This window comes from Carboxylicivirga agarovorans, from assembly GCF_050589845.1.
Lineage (GTDB): Bacteria > Bacteroidota > Bacteroidia > Bacteroidales > Marinilabiliaceae > Carboxylicivirga > Carboxylicivirga agarovorans.
Genome location: NZ_JBNGPA010000004.1, coordinates 169502 through 189620 on the forward strand (window position 1 = coordinate 169502; position 20119 = coordinate 189620).

At 38.4% G+C, this 20119-nt stretch carries 17 protein-coding genes and 1 tRNA gene; 6 read left to right on the forward strand and 12 right to left on the reverse strand.

The annotated features are described in order from the left end of the window. Positions 1-167: 167 nt before the first annotated feature. The 5 genes from ACRD69_RS06680 to ACRD69_RS06700 form a co-directional block, all read right to left on the reverse strand. On the reverse strand, positions 168-968 hold the full coding sequence (locus tag ACRD69_RS06680) for a hypothetical protein (RefSeq protein WP_430814297.1): 801 nt from the start codon (positions 966-968) through the stop codon (positions 168-170). 135 nt (positions 969-1103) lie between these two features. Further along, positions 1104-1847, reverse strand: coding sequence for a LytR/AlgR family response regulator transcription factor (locus ACRD69_RS06685; RefSeq protein WP_430814298.1), 744 nt, complete (start codon positions 1845-1847; stop codon positions 1104-1106). A gap of 3 nt (positions 1848-1850) precedes the next feature. Continuing rightward, positions 1851-2906 carry a sensor histidine kinase gene (locus ACRD69_RS06690; RefSeq protein ID WP_430814299.1) on the reverse strand — a complete coding sequence of 352 codons (1056 nt, stop codon included), beginning with the start codon at positions 2904-2906 and terminating at the stop codon, positions 1851-1853. Between the two features lie 37 nt (positions 2907-2943). Next, positions 2944-3645, reverse strand: coding sequence for a LiaF transmembrane domain-containing protein (locus ACRD69_RS06695; protein ID WP_430814300.1), 702 nt, complete (start codon positions 3643-3645; stop codon positions 2944-2946). Positions 3646-3780: 135 nt separating this feature from the next. Further along, positions 3781-5118 carry a serine hydrolase domain-containing protein gene (locus tag ACRD69_RS06700; protein WP_430814301.1) on the reverse strand — a complete coding sequence of 446 codons (1338 nt, stop codon included), beginning with the start codon at positions 5116-5118 and terminating at the stop codon, positions 3781-3783. Between the two features lie 235 nt (positions 5119-5353). Here ACRD69_RS06700 and ACRD69_RS06705 point away from each other — a divergent pair, with 235 nt between their 5' ends. Next, positions 5354-6406 (forward strand): SpaA isopeptide-forming pilin-related protein, encoded by a 1053-nt coding sequence (locus ACRD69_RS06705; RefSeq protein ID WP_430814302.1) that lies wholly within the window; start codon positions 5354-5356, stop codon positions 6404-6406. A gap of 97 nt (positions 6407-6503) precedes the next feature. Here ACRD69_RS06705 and mgtE read toward each other — a convergent pair whose 3' ends face one another. Both mgtE and rsmA read right to left on the reverse strand, forming a co-directional pair. After that, the gene (gene mgtE, locus ACRD69_RS06710; protein ID WP_430814303.1) at positions 6504-7868 is read right to left on the reverse strand and encodes a magnesium transporter; all 1365 of its coding nucleotides are present in this window, start codon (positions 7866-7868) and stop codon (positions 6504-6506) included. A gap of 20 nt (positions 7869-7888) precedes the next feature. Then, a complete protein-coding gene (rsmA, locus tag ACRD69_RS06715) occupies positions 7889-8665 on the reverse strand; it encodes a 16S rRNA (adenine(1518)-N(6)/adenine(1519)-N(6))-dimethyltransferase RsmA (RefSeq protein WP_430814304.1) in 777 nt (258 codons plus the stop codon). Between the two features lie 162 nt (positions 8666-8827). On the opposite strand from rsmA, the gene ACRD69_RS06720 reads away from it, so the two are divergent. The 5 genes from ACRD69_RS06720 to ACRD69_RS06740 all read left to right on the forward strand — a co-directional run bounded on the left by ACRD69_RS06720 (position 8828) and on the right by ACRD69_RS06740 (position 15373). Continuing rightward, complete coding sequence (locus ACRD69_RS06720) at positions 8828-9838, forward strand: lysylphosphatidylglycerol synthase transmembrane domain-containing protein (RefSeq protein WP_430814305.1); 1011 nt, start codon at positions 8828-8830, stop codon at positions 9836-9838. Beyond that, positions 9807-10757, forward strand: a complete 951-nt coding sequence (locus tag ACRD69_RS06725) for a hypothetical protein (protein ID WP_430814306.1) — start codon at positions 9807-9809, stop codon at positions 10755-10757. Before ACRD69_RS06720 ends, ACRD69_RS06725 begins: the two co-directional genes overlap by 32 nt. A gap of 74 nt (positions 10758-10831) precedes the next feature. Next, positions 10832-11926, forward strand: coding sequence for an HU family DNA-binding protein (locus ACRD69_RS06730; RefSeq protein ID WP_430814307.1), 1095 nt, complete (start codon positions 10832-10834; stop codon positions 11924-11926). Between the two features lie 38 nt (positions 11927-11964). Beyond that, complete coding sequence (locus ACRD69_RS06735; protein ID WP_430814308.1) at positions 11965-13062, forward strand: glycosyltransferase; 1098 nt, start codon at positions 11965-11967, stop codon at positions 13060-13062. Positions 13063-13252: 190 nt separating this feature from the next. Continuing rightward, the gene (locus ACRD69_RS06740) at positions 13253-15373 is read left to right on the forward strand and encodes an ATP-binding protein (RefSeq protein ID WP_430814309.1); all 2121 of its coding nucleotides are present in this window, start codon (positions 13253-13255) and stop codon (positions 15371-15373) included. A 60-nt stretch (positions 15374-15433) separates the two neighbouring features. Here the strand turns inward: ACRD69_RS06740 and clpX are convergent, their stop codons facing one another. From clpX to lptB, 5 genes are all read right to left on the reverse strand, one after another. Further along, positions 15434-16648, reverse strand: coding sequence for an ATP-dependent Clp protease ATP-binding subunit ClpX (clpX, locus tag ACRD69_RS06745; RefSeq protein WP_430814310.1), 1215 nt, complete (start codon positions 16646-16648; stop codon positions 15434-15436). A gap of 79 nt (positions 16649-16727) precedes the next feature. After that, the gene (clpP, locus tag ACRD69_RS06750; RefSeq protein ID WP_430814311.1) at positions 16728-17408 is read right to left on the reverse strand and encodes an ATP-dependent Clp endopeptidase proteolytic subunit ClpP; all 681 of its coding nucleotides are present in this window, start codon (positions 17406-17408) and stop codon (positions 16728-16730) included. Positions 17409-17700: 292 nt separating this feature from the next. Continuing rightward, complete coding sequence (gene tig, locus ACRD69_RS06755; protein WP_430814312.1) at positions 17701-19059, reverse strand: trigger factor; 1359 nt, start codon at positions 19057-19059, stop codon at positions 17701-17703. A 139-nt stretch (positions 19060-19198) separates the two neighbouring features. Continuing rightward, positions 19199-19280: transfer RNA gene (locus ACRD69_RS06760), tRNA-Leu, on the reverse strand. A 73-nt stretch (positions 19281-19353) separates the two neighbouring features. Next, positions 19354-20115 (reverse strand): LPS export ABC transporter ATP-binding protein, encoded by a 762-nt coding sequence (lptB, locus tag ACRD69_RS06765; protein WP_430814313.1) that lies wholly within the window; start codon positions 20113-20115, stop codon positions 19354-19356. Between the last annotated feature and the right edge of the window lie 4 nt (positions 20116-20119).

Consider the following 20119-nt stretch of genomic DNA (forward strand, 5'->3'; position numbering starts at 1 on the left):
TTCGCAAAAATACTATAAAGAGGCAAGATTAAAGACGAAAGGCAAAAGTTTTATTATTGACAGATTGAATTCAACAGGGGAAACCAGGAAAACGGAGAAGCTTTAACATGATAGGATAATATGAACGGCCACATGAGCTTGATAAAACTACTTTTTGCTGGTCTATTCTAATTCTGCCATTCGTGTATTAAATGTATATTCGTCAAAATGGAGCCATCCCAGATATCCATTTGAAACACTTTTTCAAATTTCAATTTACTATTAGCATCATAACTTCGGTGATTTTCAAATACAAGCATGCCATCTTGATGAGAGGAATTACGAATCAAATTATTGTTTCTATCATATTCATATATTTCAACGACTTCATAATTGTCAATATAATTTCTTAAAGTGGTTTTGGTTACATTCCCATTAGCATCGTACTCATGCCTTTCACCTTGATAAAGGTTACCGTCTCTATATTCCTTTTCAATTTTTAAATCCCCGTTACCCCCATAGCTTTTTTGAAATTTAATTAGTTCATTGTTATTTTCATCTAATTCAATTTCTTCGATGGTTTGTCCCTCTTCATTTTGCACGTATACCTCATAACCAGTTACTTCTCCATCTTCATTGCGAACAACAGCTTTGTATGAATTACCCAAATCAGTATACGAATAGTCCTTGGTTATCTTTAAACCATTTTCATATTCCAACACTACTTTAACAGTCTCACCACTCTCATTTTTTGTATAGTGATGCCTTTCTACTAATTCTTCAAATGCGTCATATTCAATGTATACTTCTATGGTCTCGTCTTCAAAATACCTGTAAAAGCGCTTGCATATAATATTACCTTCACAATCGAGTTCGATTTCTTCCAATGGATTTCCTTTAGAGTCAACGTTGCATTTACGCCAGGGATAACGTCTGGTTTCATTTCCATCAGTATCCAGCTCTATTTTGATAGTGTTCCACTTTTCCATGGTGCATAGATTTGGGTTAGTTTAAGTTAAATAATCGATAAGGATTTGCAGTGAAGTTATGATTTTTTATGGCAGTAACATCTTCAATCTAGGATAAAATAGCACGTATCGCATGGATTAACTCATCTGAAAACATTAAAAATCCATTGTGGCCTTTAGTTTTTTATAACCCGTTCGGCTCACCTTCAACTTACAGTTCGGATTAATAATGGCCAGGTAAGTATCTTTATCGTAAGGCTCCAGGCTTTTGATTTTACTTGTATTGACTATGTAACTGCGGTGAATACGAATAAACTGCTCCTCTGGTAAGTGTTCCTCAAAATACTTCATGGTTTTTGACTTGAGGAAACGCCCGTTTTCAGAATGCAACATCACATAATCGTCCTGAGCCTCAATGTACAGTAAATTGTCAAGATCAATAAGCTCAAGCTTTGTACCTTTTTTTACTACAATTCGCTCAAGCTTTTCTGGCCTGGCATCTTCCATCTGCTCTATTTGCTCCTGATTGGAATGAACACCAGATTGCAGCTTATCCAGAACTTTTTGCACAGCATCATCAAAGCGTTTCTCATCAAATGGTTTCAGAAGATAATCGACAGCATTGAGTTCAAAAGCTTTTAAGGCATACTGGTCATAGGCCGTTGTAAACACCACCTGCAAGGGTTCATCGATTACTTCAAGCAATTCGAGCCCGGTGACTTTTGGCATCTGAATATCTAAAAACAGTATATGAGGCTGCAGCTCCTTAATGGATTTTATGGCTTCAAAACCATTGGCACATTCACCAACAATATTAATAGAAGTGTGCTTTTTTAAATAAGCCCGGATAATACTTCTGGCTGGCGGTTCATCATCAATAATAAGTGCTTTGTATTCCATGAGCTACCTGGTTAATTGTTGTGGCAGTCGTATAATGACTTCAAAATAATGATTCTCTTTATTGATTGTCAACAAATCATTTCTATTATAAATCAATTGCAACCTGTTTCGCACATTAGCCAAACCAACACCGGCTCCTTTGCGCTGAGATCCATCCTCATCAAAATTATTAATAACACTGATTTCCAAATCACTATTCACCATGCGACAATAGGTGCGGATGGTTACCGGCTCAATACTTTCATAAACACCGTGTTTGACAGCATTTTCAAAAACAGGTTGCAGGATCAGAACAGGCACCTGCATATCTTTGCATTCCTGGGGAATATCAAGCTCACATAAAAGGCGATCACCAAAGCGTACCTTTTCAATCTCAAGATAACGAGCTATGTTTTTTAGCTCCTCGCGTAGTGGTAATAAGGCATCTTCATTCTTCTTCAAGGAATAGCGCATAAACTCCGACAGCTTATTGATCATTGTTCTTGCAGCATCGGGTTCGGTAATGGTTAATGCACTCACGCTGTTTAAACTATTGAACAGAAAATGTGGATTGAGTTGTGATTTTAAAGCATTTAATTCTGTTTCACGTAACAGACGGTTCATGGTCTCATGCTGACGATTCTTCTCTTCCAGCTCATTATAAAAAATAAGCATGTAATAGATCATCACAAAAATCATGAAGATAAGACCACCAACGGTTGCCCTGATGATTAGGGCGTTTCTGTGGAAAAGTTCGTTCAGTACATCTTCGGGAAAGATCAACTCCAAAAACTGATAGCCAAGAAACAACCACATAAAAACAATCACTCCTCCAACAAAAATGATCTGAAAAACAGTATTCATTCTTCCTTTGGATCTGTCACTATAAACAATCGGAAACCAGACACTCAAGCCTAAGAAAAACATTAACACATTAAATGTAAAACTATCGATGATGGCCAATTCGAGGGGCAACTCGTAAATAATAACGTTTATTGTTGCATGAACCGCGCAAACTATTAACCATACCAATACATACAGTTTAAAGATACGTCGTTCAGAGAATAAGGGATGATTCATACTGCCTGTTTACTAAGTGGTTTAGTATTGCTTAAGATCAGATACTGCGGATTTCACCTCCTCCAAATATGGCGGCGCCTTTTATTATAAGAGTTTTAGATGGATCATTAGGCGTTTCGGAAAAGAAATTGCGTTTATCAGCAAAACCACCGAAAATAGAAACAACCTCTGTTTTCACATTCCAATCGCGCGGCACGATGATCTTTGACCCACCAAAAACCATGGCGATATCCAATACTGCACCTTCAGGTGATAGCTGACAACGATCCATATAAACTTCACCGCCACCAAAAATAGCTGTTATCTTACCGCCTTTGAAATTCTTTGATTCAACCTGGGTAACACCACCTCCAAAGATATCCACCTCATCAATGTATTCATCTGCGTTGGCATTGATCATTTGTCCCGGTGTCATTTCTTTCCTTTTAAAATAGAATGCTATACCAGCCAAAATCAGGAAGGCAGGCCAGAACTTAAACACATCTCTGAAACTTATACCTTCAATAATGTGAGGCGCCATAAAAACACCACCTATGGCAAGCGTTACGATAGCAGCGCTATACTGTTTTCTGAAAAGGTTAAACAGACCCACTGCAATCAGGATCATAGGCCATCTGAAAATTACATCACCGATTTGATACGGCACATAGCCTAAATTATCGAGTAACAAAACAGCTCCAATAATTATTAAGAAAGCCCCCAACAACCCGCGTTTATTATGATTTCCTTTTTCATTCATAATTATATTGTTTTAAGTTTTAACTAATTATGATGCTAAAGTAATGTGCTATTAGAGGACTTTAAACAGAAATTCGGTGAATTGCGGAATAATACCGATGAGTTGCGAAAACAGAATGCCCCATCGGTAAAAGCACTATTCAGATATATACTTCATAATTTCTGTCAGGTAGTAGTTATAGTCCACTCCATCGGGTGCCGAGTTAAGACATGTAACAACCATGTTTTTCGATGGAATAACAGTCACCCTTTGTCCCCGGTAACCATTAAAGAAAAATACATCGGATGGCATATCCGGTATATTTATCTTTGAGGCATTCAACCATACCTGGGCGCCATACTTGCCATTGGAACTAATGGCCGGTGTTGTGCTGTACTGAACCCACCATTCGGGCAAAATCTGTTCGCCATACCAATTACCATTATTGAGGTACAGCATTCCGAAACGGGTCCAGTCGCGTGCCGAACAATAGCCGTAAGATGATCCTACAAATGTGCCGCTTGCATCTGTCTCAATATAACTATGCTCCATACCTATTTTCCTGAACAGGGCTTTTTGCGGAAACTGATAATAAGACTGATAATTATTGAAGCATTGTCGTAAAATGCCAGATAGTATATTGGTGGTACCCGAAGAGTATTGCCAAACTGAATCAGGTCTTGACAATAATTTTGGTGACGAAGCATATTGAAACATATCATCTTTGATGTATAACATTTCTGACACATCAGATAAACTTGTTTTGGAATAGTCTTCATTCCATATGAGCCCGCTGCTCATCTGCAGCAAGTTGTTAAGTGTTACTACACTCCTTTCATCATCTTGCCAGGCTTTGATTAAAGCGTCCTGGTCAACATTGAGCCGACCTTCCTTAACAAGGATTCCGGTTAAAGCAGCCGTAATTGTTTTTGTCATGCTCCAGCCAAGCAGTGGTGTAGTTTCATCTATGCCTTCGGCATATTTTTCAAGAATAAGCTGACCGTCTTTTACAATCACAACAGCCCTCGATGTAGAATTAAATTGCTCGTCAACAAATTGTTTCAAGCCTTCAATATCAACACCGGCGGGTAGTGTATCAGCTACAATACTACCCTGTGGCCATGGTAGTGTATCGTTATTTAGTCGTGGAAGCGGTTCCCGGCCTTCAATTGCTTGATAACCTTCCGGAAATAAAGTCGCCCCCTTTCCATCCTCAAAGACGGCAATTTGTGACACAAGTCCGAATATAGTACTGGTAACAGATTTTGATTCTGTATCTACAGTATTTACAACCCTGTCAAAAGGGAAAGATGTTAGCTCCATCTGTTCCACTCGTTGTTGCGACTGCCCCTCAACAAAAACTCCTGAGCAAAGCATTTTGGCAGAATAACCAGTGGCTCCGCGTAAGAGAGGATAAAGGACAAATCCCAACACGAATAGAATCACAACCAGTAATAGTGCAAAATACTTCAGTAATCGTTTAAATAGTACCATAATTCAGCTTGTAAAAACTTAAAGTTACAAGCTATTTCATTTTTATTGGCAACATGAAGCCCCCTTTTCTCTGTTATTTTATAATTATTTCAATTTGCTATTCATCACAAAAAACACCCTATTAATCATACATATTTATCTGATTCATCAATGAGTTGACATTAAGTATATCTTCTAATAAACTTTCAATGTTATTATGTTATTTTTGCGTTGATTTTAATCTTACAAATAACTTATGAAAAAATTACTATTACTGATGGCAATGACAGCCATTGTATTCTCTTCATGTGAAAAAGAACAAGATGAGTATACGCTTATTCACAAATTTTCAGGAGAATTAAGCGTTAAGTTGGAAAATGCCAATGGGGAGCCCATCAAAGGGGTTAAACTCAAGCTTAAAGACGATGGTGAAGAGCTTGATGAACAAGAAACAGATGCCAACGGGTCAGTTAAATTTGGGAGTGTCAACTCGGGTAATTACACTATTTATGGAGAGGACATTAAGGATGGTGAATATGCTTATAATGTTTACAAACAGGTTCAGATTGTAGCTGCCGAACATAAAGAAACAACAATAGTTCCCTCTGAATATAATGCTTCTATCAATTTAAAGGCGTTTGAGTATTATCAATATGAGTCAAGTAGTATCCCACTTGGAAGTGATGTGAAGATAGCTCTTTTACATCTGCCCGATCAGCACATGTACCAGTTTGGTTATGACAATTTAAGTCTCGAAGAGTTAAAGGAGTATATCTTAACGGAAATACAGGCAGATGGAATAACAGAAGAGTTTGTATTTGAGAATATACCATTACATAATTACTTGCTAATGTTTTATACTAATGATAATTATTATATTAGCGGAACAAACATTAACGCCTACAACAAAAACAAAACGGTTTATTTAAAATATCATATAGAATCAATCAAGATTCGTGAATACAGAGTAGACCAGGTTTTCTTCGTGCAACAACGCACTTATGACAATTCAAGCTACTATTATCATTACGAAGCTTACCAGGATTGTGAAATTTACATTATTAATTATGCTGATTACAGGAATATGCATTATAATCAACTGCAAGACAAATCACTCATTGAAAATATCGCGGTAGATAAGGGCATAACGAACTCGGAAGGGATGGTCACTATAAACACGATCAGACACAGAGACTTAATGGCCTGCTGTTACAATCCTGATGGTGTATTAGTCGGCAATTATTCTTTCTCAATTGGCTATTACCTGTACAATAGCACAATCAACTTTACCTATTATAACTACAATTAGGATGGCCTACCCAAATAATTGAAACTAAAAAAAACAGTCGTTGAATAACGACTGTTTTTTTTTCTCTTTAAGGAATAATTTCATTCAGCTATTACCTTTACGCTAACATTGCAAAAACTACATTACCGATAGAAAGATACAGGAACATACCAATAATATCATTCATAGTGGTAATAAACGGCCCGGTGGCAACAGCCGGGTCAATTTTTATCTTATTCAATAACAAAGGCACAAAGGTTCCGAATAAACTAGCGAAGAAGACAACTGAGAACATAGAGATGCCCAATGTGATTGTTAATGCCAGTTCACCAACAAAGATATAGCTGTATGCAAAGATCAGGACAGACAGGATACTGGCATTTAACATGGCCAATCCCAATTCCTTTAACAATTTGAGCCAGTTGGTCTCCAGGTCCACCGATCCGGAAGCCAAAGACTGTACAACGATAGCCGATGATTGCATTCCTACATTACCTCCCATTGCAGCGATCAGTGGCATAAAAAAGGAAACCATCGGAAATTTATCGATCAGATCGAGGTGGCCAAATGCCACCCATGAAGCTAAGATTCCGCCAACCATTCCTATTAACAGCCAGGGAATACGCGCCCGTGTATGTTGCCATACACTATCTGATGCTTCCACATCTTCGGTAATACCAGATGCCAGCTGATAATCTTTTTCAGCTTCCTCACGAATAACGTCCACCACATCATCGATGGTAATACGCCCTACCAGTCGACCAACCGAATCTACAACAGGTAATGCCACCAGGTCGTATTTATCCATGATATTACTAACATCTTCAGCCGGCACATCCACTTTAACCGAAATAATATCCGAATTATATATTTCCTTTACCAATACATCGGTGGCACTTAAAAGCATGCGTTTAAGAGAAAGTGTACCCTTTAATATACCGTCACTATCAACAACATATACATAATACACTTCATCAATTTCTTCAGCCTGCCGGCGCATACTGCGCAAACATGTTGGTACACCCCAGTTCTCTTTCACTTTGATAAGCTCTTTGGCCATCAAACCACCTGCAGTGTCCTCATCATATGCCAATAGGTCAGCAATATCTCCAGCGGTAGATACATCCTCAATATGCGATAATACCTCCTGCTGACGCTCATCATCCAACTCACCCAGGATATCGGCAGCATCATCAGAGTCCATATTATCGATAAAGCGCTTGGCGATAACATCACTTGGCAGACTGTCAAGAAACTTCTTTCGATCGTCTTCTTCCAGTTCTGTCAGTACATCAGCAGCTGTATCATCGTCCATAAGGAAATAGATGAATTTAGCTTCGTCGATACTTAGCTCTTCATAGATCTCAGCAATATCGGCCGGGTGCAATTCTTCCATAAGTTCTGAAATAGCCGTTTCATTTTTGGCTTCTATCAGTTCCTGAAGATTCTCTACGTACTCCCTTGTTAATTCAAAATTCACCATAATACAGGGATTTAGTGATGTTACTTTAGTGGGTTATTTTCAATCATGCATGTCAACTCAATAAAGTCATTCACGCTCATTTGTTCCGGACGACGCGTCAGGTAATCATGATCAGCTATGGCTTCTTTATTGAAAGGAATGGCTTTAAGCGAATTACGTATTGCCTTACGCCTTTGGTTAAAAATAGCTTTCACCACTTTAACAAATAACTTTTCGTCGCAAGGTAATTTCATCACATCATTCCTGGTCAGGCGAATAACACCAGATTGAACCTTAGGAGGAGGATTAAAGACATGAGCACCTACAGTAAACAAGTAATCTATCTTATAAAAAGCCTGTAAAAGCACACTTAACACCCCATAAACTTTTGTTCCAGGTCCGGCAGCCAGTCGTTCGGCAACTTCTTTTTGCAGCATGCCAACCACTTCAGGTATCTGATTGCGATATTCAAAGACCTTAAAGAATATTGGACCTGATATGTTGTAGGGGAAATTTCCTATTAAAGCGAAAGGTCCTTCGAAGATCTCTTTTAGGTCCAACTTCAGGAAATCCTTAAAGAAGATGCGGCCATTTAATTCGGGGTAATGCGCGGTAAGGTATTCTACTGATTCTTTATCAAGTTCGATAAGGTTAAGATCAACATCCGGTCTCTGAACAAGGTACTGTGTTAATACCCCTGTACCAGGCCCTATCTCCATCACCTTGTTTTGTTCTGATGACAAGCTGTCAACGATACGTTGGGCTATATCCAAATCAGTCAGAAAGTGTTGACCTAAGTGCTTTTTTGCTTTTACCATAACCCAATCTTGTTTTTAAGGTGATCATATACGGCTGAGAATACCCGTTTTTGTATAAGGATAACAAATTAGTATCTTTCGGCGCTATTTCGCGCGCAAAGGTAAAAAAACGTGTCTGAAAGCCGTTATGAAGATACCTAATTTTTTAAATTCGTTCAATCAGTGAAGAAATCAATATCCAAACTAGTCCAGTTCATTCTATTTCCTGCCATTGGTATATTTATCATCTATCAGCTATACAAAGATCAGAATGCTGCAGAAATAGGAGAAGCTTTACGTAATGATGTTGATTACAGTTGGATTGCCCTCTCTATTATTTTAGGAATACTAAGTCATATAAGCAGAGCTATGCGCTGGCAAATGTTGATAGAACCAGTTGAGAAAAAGCCCGGCTTAGTTAATACCTTTTGTTCGGTTATGACCGGATACCTGGCCAACCTGGTTTTTCCGCGTATGGGTGAAGTGTCGCGTTGTGGCGTTTTAAGTAAATACGAACGCCTGTCCTTTACACGTGTGGTAGGAACAGTTGTTGCAGAACGTTTGACCGACCTGTTCATGCTAATACTGATCATGCTTACAGTTCTGACTGTGCAATTTGACTTCCTTGGCGGTTTTCTGATGAGAACTTTAAAGCTGGAATCTGTTGGAGAGCTGTTTTTATCACCCTTGTTTTTTGGATTTATCATTTTAATAGTACTTTCTGTATTTCTGATTAAGCGATACGCCAAGCAGTATCGTGCACTGATGTTCTTACAAAACCTGATGTCTAAATTTACAGAAGGTCTCAGCTCCATCAGAAAGATAAAGAACAAGCCCCTTTTTATATTTCACACCCTATTTATCTGGACCATGTATTTCCTGATGATATACGTGTGTTTTTATAGCATGCCGGCTACGTCTTCTCTTGGTATCAACGCAGGAATTACCATACTGCTTACCGGTAGTCTGGGAATGGTTGCCCCCGTTCAGGGAGGAATAGGTGCCTGGCATTTTATGGTTATCGCCACCCTTAAACTATATGGCATTTCGGGCGATGAAGGTGGTGTATTCGCTTTAGTTGTGCACGCAGCCCAGAATTTAATGATCATTGGAGCCGGTCTTCTGGCTTTTGGAGCCTTACCAATCATTAACGGTGCAAAAAATGAAGAAAAGGTATTGGCAACCGATAGCTAAGGCATTTATTATTTTATGCTCTGTTTTGGCTTATGGATACATCATCCGAAAGCTGGTTAATTTTGAGCATTGGCATACACTAAGCACCTCCTTCAAATTATCAGGCAGCACAATAGTCATTATATTTCTACTGGTGCTTTTGTGGTTTATGAACTTAAGCTTTGAAGCAAAAAAGTGGCAGGTTCTGATGCAAGCTTTTATAAGATTAAGATTCAAAGATGCCTGGTGTCAGATAATGGCCGGTACAACCACTGCTGTTGGTTCCCCGGCGCGTATTGCTGAAATGGGAGGAAGAATGGCTCTACTGCCAAAACAACAGCGCTTAAACGCTGCTATCATGACAAGCATCGGAGGTATTTTTCAAAATCTTGTCATTATTTCAGCAGGTGTAATAAGCCTTGTTTTCAGCCCTGATGTATCAAAACTATTGAAATTACCCTTGGAGCTGGGTGAGTTAGTCCTGTTTTTATTGGGAATATCTGGTCTTATCACCTTAGGATTAAGGATTGTATTTCCTCAAAAGTTCAGGTACTACTTCCGAATTTTTGTCAGCACCAAAAGGATAATCGTATTAAAATCACTATTCTGGACTTGTCTGCGTTATCTGACATATATTACTCAACTTTATTTTTGGTTAAACTTATGGGGATTAAATAGTGGTATTAGCGAGTATTTAGCATTGGCAAGCACTTACTTTTTCATGATAACCATTATACCCTCACACATATTGGTTGATATGGGCATCAGGGGAAGTATCGCTATTTTTCTTTTCACACCATTCTTCACCAGTTCTCCCTTAATACTGGCAGCTACTTTTTGCTTATGGTTGTCCAATGTAATTATTCCAACGCTGTTAGGATCGTATATTTTGGTGCAACAAAAGCTATTAAAACAGTTAGTTAAGCAAAAAGAAACATAATACCTTTACGTTTTTTTAGAAATCTGCTTATCTTAGGTGCTTTATAGTATTTGTTAACCTGAACAAACCTTGTAATGGAAAACTACATTCTTTCATTAATCAAAGAAAACAACCGAGTTATCGTACCTAATTTTGGAGCCTTCATTGTTGCCAAAGAAAATGGTTTTTCGGTATTATTTAATAATTTCCTGAGCTTCAACGACGGTCTATTGGTTGACCATATTGTTGAAAAAGAAGGTATAAGCAGAGAAGAAGTTGAAAAAAAGGTTGATGAATATGTAGTAAACCTTAAGCAGGAGCTTGATGAGAAAGGCAGTTACTCTATAAAAGGACTAGGTACATTCACCAAAGATGCCACAGGTATACTGCGCTTTGAGCAAAGTGATGAACTGGCAGATAGTGATACAATTGAGGAGTCGGTTGCTGAAGAAAAAAACACAGATGACTTGCTGGACATCGACAATACTGATTCTGAAAAAGAAGATCTTCAGGAGCCATCTGTAACACCAGTAGCAGCAAGCAGTCTAAATGAAACAACGCCAATTGCAGAATTTGAAGATGACATTAAGCCTGAAGAGGAAACTAAAGAGCCCACAGGAAGTGTTAGTGACTTTGAAAAAGAAGAAATAAATAGCACAGAAGAAAAAGATCCTGTTGCCATTGCCAATAAATATCTGGAAGAAGATAATTCAAAGCGTAATCGTTCTATCGCGATATTTTTATCCCTTTTTATTCTGCTTCCTCTTATTGGATTCTCGGTGTATTTCTTCCTGATCAAAGATAATTCACCAGCCAAAACAGAACAACAAATTGCTGATGTTCAAAAAACAGATAAGGTTGAATTAGAACCTGCAGCAGGTACCATTGAAGCCGGACCTGACACTGCGAAACAGCAAATTGAGGAACCGGAGGCTATTCCTGAGCCTGAACCAAAGGTATACAAACCACACCAGTTAATAGTTGGCAGTTTTAGTAATGAAGCCAACGCCGAGAAAATGATTCAGAAACTGAAAGAAAAGGGATATGACCAGAGTTTCTGGTTTATGCACAACAATCGCTACCTTGTTAGTCTCGAGTCATTTGCTAAGGTCTATGAAGCCCAGGCACGTCAGGAAGAAATTCTCAACAGCGAGCGAATGGAAAGCTGGATAATCACAAAAAGAAAATAATTCAAAAAGCCGGACAATGTATCCGGCTTTATTTTTAGATGTTGCTCCTATATTTAATATTACTGCTTCCTTTAATTGTATACGCCATTAAGCTTACTGGCTGGTATATACGATGGACAAAAGAAGTTGAATTTACCGTAAAAGGTGATAGTAAAGCCGGTGTTTCCCTGATCATCCCGTTTAAAGATGAAGCTCATAATATGCAGCAACTTATCGGTTCTTTAAAGAATCAGACCATTGGTACCTGGGAACTTATTCTTATTAATGATCATTCAACCGACAATGGCTCTTCCATTGCCAAAACCCTGTTAAGGAATTGTCATATTGATAGTCGGATAATAAATGCGGAGAACCTAGGTAAAAAGGCAGCCTTACTTCAAGGAGTCAAGCTTGCCAAATATGAGCTTATAGTTACCACTGATGCTGACTGCACCTTCCATAAGGATTGGCTGAATACATTAAGTACATTCCATTCATCCCGGAACGTTGATCTAATTATTGCCCCTGTTACAATAAAGCGAACCAAAGGATTTTTAAGCCGGTTTCAGCAAATTGATTTTGCGGCCCTGCAGCTGAGCGGAGCTGCCGCTGCCCTGCAAAACAAAGCCATAATGTGCAATGGAGCAAATATAATGTGCAAAAAAGAATTGTACTTAAAAGCTCAATTACAGCCACAAATAGCATCTGGCGATGACATGTTTTTGCTTGAATGGATGAAATCACAGCATAAAAAAATTGCTTTTATAAAATCAAAGCAGGTTTTGGTTCAAACAGAGCCGGTACATACCTGTATAGGATTTTTACAGCAACGAGCACGCTGGGCAGCGAAAGCGCCACGTTACAGGGATAAACACATAATTACCACCGGCCTTATGGTCAGCTCTCTCAACCTGATGATATTTGCCGCATTGACAGGAGGAATATGGCTACCTGCCTTGTGGGCAGTAGCTGGTGTCTCAATAATGGTTAAAAGTATATGGGACTATCTGCTTCTCCAGTCAGGGAGTAAAGATCTCAATTTCAACATCACATTTTTTGAGGTCTTATTATTGCAATTACTCTACCCTGTTTATGTAATTTCTGTCCTGATATTTCCTGCCTTTAATACAATCCAATGGAAATCGCGTACCATTTAATTTTCTATTAATATCAGTTCCCCAAGCTAATTTTTACTTAACAAACAATTCACTCACATTTCAGATTTGTCCTATTGACATTGAATACATTTGTTGCTCAACATGAGAGTAATAACCTGTGAAACTAAGTAAACAACTTTTTTTGTGGATTTCTTTGGTATTAGTTGCGACAATAATATTGACTTTTTTATTGGCTAATAAGTACATAAATGAAACCAACAGAATAAACGAAAATAAGGAATACATCACTGATTTGAAGCTAAAATTTCTCAACAGTAGTGTTCTGATCAGTAATTTTTTGTCGATTGAATCAGTCAGTCCCCAATTCTTCAGATCGGGAAAAAGCCAGTTTATAAAGCAGAAATACGAACAGGATTCGTTGATATATGCCACATTTAATTATTTAAAGGAAGAGTACCGGAGTAACACTCAAAGAAAGACGGCAATTGGGATTTTAGAGGAAAACATGAACCGGCAGGAGCTACTTTTTACCCAACTGGTTCATAAGGTTTGGGAACGAGGTTATAAAGATTTTGGCCTGGTGGGCAGGATGCGCCGCCACGCCCATAACCTGGAGTCATTTCCTCAGCTCGACAAAGAACTCTTATTGAGTCTTAGGAGACGGGAAAAGGATTTTATTATCAGACATGAACCCCAGTATATTAACAACTTTGATTCAATAATGTCTCAAATAAGAGATAAAGTCCATCACAGTATCATTGATTCTGAAGTTCAAAACAACTGCATTGAGGTACTGCTATTATATTCTAACTGTTTTCATACCCTGGTAAAACTTGATTCTGAAATTGGCATCCATAACAACACTGGCTTAAAAGCCGCTTTGGACACATCATTGTTTGAAGCTCAACAAAAGTTTGAACAGCTGCAAATAATGATTGATCAGGATGTTGATGAAGCTTTCCTCAAGCTGAAGCTTTTTTACCTGTTTGCCACCTTGGTTTTATTTACCTTTTGTCTATCAATAAGCGCATTGCTCTCACGCAGGATATCAAAACCGTTAACCGACTTTGTCAGACACCTTAAAGCAATCAAGCAGGGCAACTATGATAAGAAACCTGAACTGGAGGTACAACAGTATTCGTATGAAATAAAAATTCTGTACGAGGCATACAACAGATTATTACATCAACTTGCTATCCACGATAATGAAAGAAATATCTTAATCAATAAGCTATTGTCAAGTGAGGAAAGGTACAGAAACATGGCAGACCGGCTTCCTCAGAGTATTTTTGAAACCAACACCAGAGGGCAGTTTAAATACGTGAACAGCCATTGGAAAAAATCGTTCGGCTACAATGAATCTGAGCTTGGCAGTAAAATAACATTTGACAACCTGATTCTTAAAAAGAATCACAATAAGGATCAGGCCAGAATAAATGAAGTTATAGCCAAACGTAAGGATGGAAGTTGGTTTCCCGCATTACTTTATACCGATGATATTATTGTTGATGGTCAAATAAATGGTATTCGCGGAGTTGTAATTGACATATCAGATCGATATCGCTATATAAAAATGCTTAAAGCAGAACGTAAAAAAGCATTGGCAGCCGACCAATTAAAATCAGCTTTTATAGCCAATGTATCACATGAAGTCAGAACTCCACTAAATGCCGTATTAGGCTATAGTCACTTATTAAACGACCGACTTCCAAAGGACTTCGATGATGAAGGTTTTATCAGGCAAATAATTGTTCATGGTAATCAATTGCTTCATTTGTTTGATGACATTATGGATTTTTCACTGATCAAAAGTGATCAGTTTAAAACCAATTGCAAAGAAATAGATGTGAATAGTATACTTGACAATTTGCAGGACCTTGTGTCCAACATTCGGGCCGGCATCAATAAGCCGGATCTAACTGTTAACTTTCTAAAATTACCCGCCAATATAGGTATCAAAAGCGATGCGAAGCGCATTAAGACCATCTTCCGTCATTTGATTCAAAATGCCTTTAAGTTTACCGACAAAGGGCGTATAGATATAGGCGCTTACGAAAGTGGACAACAGCTGATCTTGTTTGTAAAAGATACAGGAATGGGTATTTCCAAAAATGAACAACAAGTTATATTTGAGCCATTCAGGCAGATAGACGAAGGTCTGGCAAGGTCATATCAGGGAACAGGAATTGGACTTGCCCTGTGCAAAGCAATATGCACGAGTTTAGACGGTCATATATGGCTTGTTTCTGAACCTGGAGAAGGATCGACTTTTTATTTTAGTTTGCCCTTAAAAAATAATCAATCAAAGGCATTTCAGGCTAAATGCTCAAAGTCAGTTGGCATTATATAACTATCAGGTATGAAAAAAGGCAGCCGTATAGCTGCCTTTTTTAGATATCATATGATCATATTAACTGGCCTTCAGACGTGCCATATTAGCATGTTCCATTTTCTTTTTGGCGAAATCAAGCGAGATAACCAGTTCTTTCACATCTTCAGAAGGTGCGTTAAACATCGCATCCATCATAATGGTTTCGCAAATTGAACGCAAGCCACGTGCACCAAGCTTAAATTCAACTGCAGTATCAACAACGTACTCCAGCACCTCATCGTCAAATTTCAATTCAATACCATCAATTTCAAACAACTTTTCATATTGCTTGATAATAGAATTTTTAGGCTCTGTTAAGATGCGTCGTAAAATCTCGCGATTTAAAGGCTGCAGATAGGTTAACACTGGTAAACGCCCGATGATTTCAGGAATTAAACCAAATGACTTCAGGTCCTGTGGAGCTATGTATTGTAAGAGGTTTTGTGCGTCAATTTTTTCAATTGACTTGCTGGCCATGTACCCAACCACTTTAGTGTTCAAACGTTGAGCAATTTTACGCTCAATACCATCAAATGCACCACCACAAACAAATAAGATATTTTTGGTGTTAACCGGAATCATTTTCTGCTCTGGATGTTTTCGCCCGCCTTGCGGTGGCACGTTAACAACTGAACCTTCCAGTAACTTCAGTAAACCTTGCTGAACGCCTTCACCGGATACATCGCGAGTGATAGATGGATTATCGCTTTTGCGTGCAATTTTATCGATCTCATCAATAAAGACAATCCCTTTTTCAGCTGCTTCAACATTATAGTCGGCGGCCTGCAATAAGCGCGTCAGAATACTTTCAATATCCTCACCCACATAACCAGCTTCAGTAAGCACAGTGGCATCAACAATAGTAAATGGCACATGCAACATTTTTGCAATGGTGCGGGCCAATAGGGTTTTACCCGTTCCTGTTTCACCTACCAATATAATGTTCGATTTCTCGATCTCTACTTCATCCGAACTGCTTTTCTGCATTAAACGTTTATAGTGATTATAAACAGCAACCGACAAGTACTTTTTAGCTGCTTCCTGGCCAATAACATACTGATCCAGGAAATTTTTAATTTCCAACGGTTTTAAAAGTGTTATCTCATCTACGTCAAACGAATTCTTCTTCTTAACTTCTTCATCTAAGATGGAATGCGCCTGTTCAATGCAACTATCGCAGATATGTCCAGAAACACCGGCAATCAGTAAATTAGTGTCTTTTCTTTCTCTACCGCAAAATGAACATTTATCCATATTTCTTTCCCTAGTAAAAAACACGAATGCAGAGTCAACCATATAGCTGATTCTGCATCGCTTATAATTTTAAATTAGCTTATTTACCTGAATTACGAACCAGAACTTCATCAATCATTCCGTATTCCTTAGCCTCTTCAGCTGTCATCCAGTAATCGCGATCAGAATCTTTCTCAACCTTTTTAAAAGTATTGCCAGAGTGATCAGCAATAATCGTATATAATTCTTTCTTTAACTTACCAATCTCACGTGCTGTAATCTCAATATCAGAAGCTTGCCCCTGAGCACCACCCATAGGCTGATGAATCATAATACGTGAGTGTTTCAATGCTGTACGTTTACCTTTCGTTCCAGCTGTTAGCAAAACGGCTCCCATAGAAGCAGCCATACCGGTACAAATAGTAGCAATATCAGAGGAAATGTATTGCATTGTATCATAAATACCAAGTCCCGCATAAACCGAACCACCTGGAGTATTAAAGTAAATTGAAATATCCTTTGAAGGATCGGCTGACTCTAAATACAGTAACTGTGCCTGAATAACATTGGCGACATAATCATCGACTGGTAAACCCAAAAAGATGATTCTATCCATCATCAAACGAGAGAACACGTCCATACTGGCAACGTTTAACTGACGTTCTTCAATAATGGTTGGTGATATGTAACTGTTTGTTACCGATGTATATTGGTCTAAAGCCAGGCTATTGATGCCTAAATGCTTAGTAGCGTACTTTTTAAAATCTTTTGGATCAATCATTTTCAAAAAATTTTTGTTTGAATGTGCTAAATTAACAATTTACTGCGAACTATCTTACAAAGTAAAGATATATGCGTAATTCTTAACACTTATTGTACATTAATGGTTTAATATCGATTTGTAAAAACCATAAACAGGCTTTCATAGTGAGCCGGGAAGGCCCTTGGATAACATTACAGAAGTTAACTGACATCAGTAGTAAATTCAGTGTATTACAGACATAAAAAAAGCCCCGACCTAGGCGGGGCTATTTATATTGTATCAAATAACAATCAGTCTAAGACTGAACGGATTACTTTGTTTCAAACAATTTATTGAAGTCATCACGAGAAATTTCTTTCTCTTCTACCTTAACAGCTTCTTTGATGAATGCGATTACTTTATCCTGCATTGCACCTTCAGCCATTTGGCGACGTTGCTCTTCTTGCTTAATCATTTCCTGAGCATAATTTTCAAGGTGCTCATCAGGCACACTTGCTAAACCATACTGCATGAACTGCATTTTAGCTGACTTCTTAGCGAATTCGATAACATCAGCTTCTTCAACTTTTATTTCGTTGTTCTTAATGATGTTGTTACGGATCAATTGCCATTTAAGATCTTCAAGGAATCGAGGCATTTCTGAATCAATTGTTTCAGCATCAAGCTTATCATTATCGCGATTAGTAGCTAACAACCAACGCTTCAGGAATGCTTCAGGAAAATCAACACTTACCTTACCCATTAACTTCTCTTTTACATCAAGAGAAAAGCGGTATTCAGTTTCCATTTCAAGGTTCTTGGCAATATCTTCATTAATACGCGCATTGAATTCCTCTTCAGAATTAACTGTTCCTTCACCAAATGCCTGGTCGAATAAGTCCTGGTTTAACTCTGCTTCAACAAACTCGGTTACTTCTGTAATAGTATATTGGAAATCACCATTTAAGGCTTCTGCCTCTTCTTTAGTAATTTTCAACATATGTGAAATCTCAGAATCATTCGGGAATGCTTTCTTAGGATCGAATACGATAACATCACCGGCTTTAGCACCCATTAATTTTGCTTTCTCGTCTTCGTCCTTAACGATCGCCATTGACAACACAACATCTTCAGGGGCGATTCCTTCTTCTTTCACCTCACCGTTCTCTAACTGGGCGAAATTACCTTTTACAAGCGCTTTTTCCGATACAGCTTCAACAACTTCAGACTTACCAAAACGACCAGTTACTGAGTCTTTTTGCTGCTTAAACATGTCTTCGCTGATTTCAACCTTGTAGTAAGGTAATTTAATGCGCTTGCTTAAACTTAATTCAACCTCTGGAGCAATTGCTACATCGAATACAAATTCGAATTTATCAGAGTTATCAAAATCGATCAACTCCTGAGTTTCTGATGGAAGAGGCTCTCCTAAAAGATCTAGTTTTTCTTCTACTATGAAGTTGTGAATTTTTTCAGAAACCAGCTTGTTCACTTCATCAGCAATAACAGCTTTTCCGTACATCTTCTTAACAACACCCATTGGCACTTTACCAGCACGGAAACCCGGCATGTTAACACGCTTACGGTAGTCTTTAAGAACAGTATCAACTCGGCCTGCGTAGTCCTCTTTCTCAACAGTTAGTTTAATAACTGCATTCAATGCATCAATGTTTTCCTTTGAAATATTCATTTCCTAAAGATTTAAAGTGAACCTCTCCTCGATAGTTTACTCGAAACCAATTGAGGGTGGCATCTATTTAACTTCACAATTTGTACCAAATTAGAAAACCGCCTCTCCACCGATTAAATCGAAAGTGAGGCGGTTTTTGTGCGGATGAAGGGACTCGAACCCCCACGCCCGAAGGCACTAGATCCTAAGTCTAGCGCGGCTACCAATTACGCCACATCCGCATTTCTTAGTTTCGCGGTGCAAAGATATATCCTTTTTCTTTGCCTCCAAATTTTTGGCTAATATTTTTTGAAATTATTTTTCCGGCTCGAATTCCCGACGGCGTAATTCGAAGTCATCACCCAGATATAAACGCTTTACATCTTCATCCAATGCTAATTCTTCCGCGGTCCCGGCTTTCAGTATCTTACCTTCAAAAAGCAGGTAGGCGCGATCACAAATTGCAAGTGTTTCATGCACGTTGTGGTCGGTAATCAGGATGCCAATATTCTTAAATTTTAATTTTGCTACAATCTCCTGAATATCTCTCACTGCAATTGGATCCACACCAGCAAATGGTTCGTCAAGCAAGATAAATTTAGGATTGATCGCTAAGGCACGTGCGATCTCAGTACGTCGTCGTTCTCCACCTGACAACTGAATACCCAAACTCTTTCTGATATGCGTTAAGCTAAACTCTTCCAGCAGTTCCTCCAGGCGATGCTTTTGGTACTCCTTGGAAAAATCGGTCATCTGCAATACAGCTTTTATATTATCCTCAACACTAAGCTGTCTGAATACACTTGCTTCCTGAGCCAGATAACCAATACCTTTTTGCGCACGCTTGTATACAGGGGCATCTGTTATCTCTTCATCATTCAGAAATATCTTTCCACTATTAGGCTGTATCAAACCTACCATCATATAAAACGATGTGGTCTTTCCAGCTCCATTAGGTCCCAGTAAGCCAACAATTTCACCCTGTTGTACATTTACAGAAACACCTTTTACCACTGTTCTGCTCTTGTACTTCTTAATCAGTGTATCGGTATGTAACTTTAAAGGTTGTTCTTCCATTTTT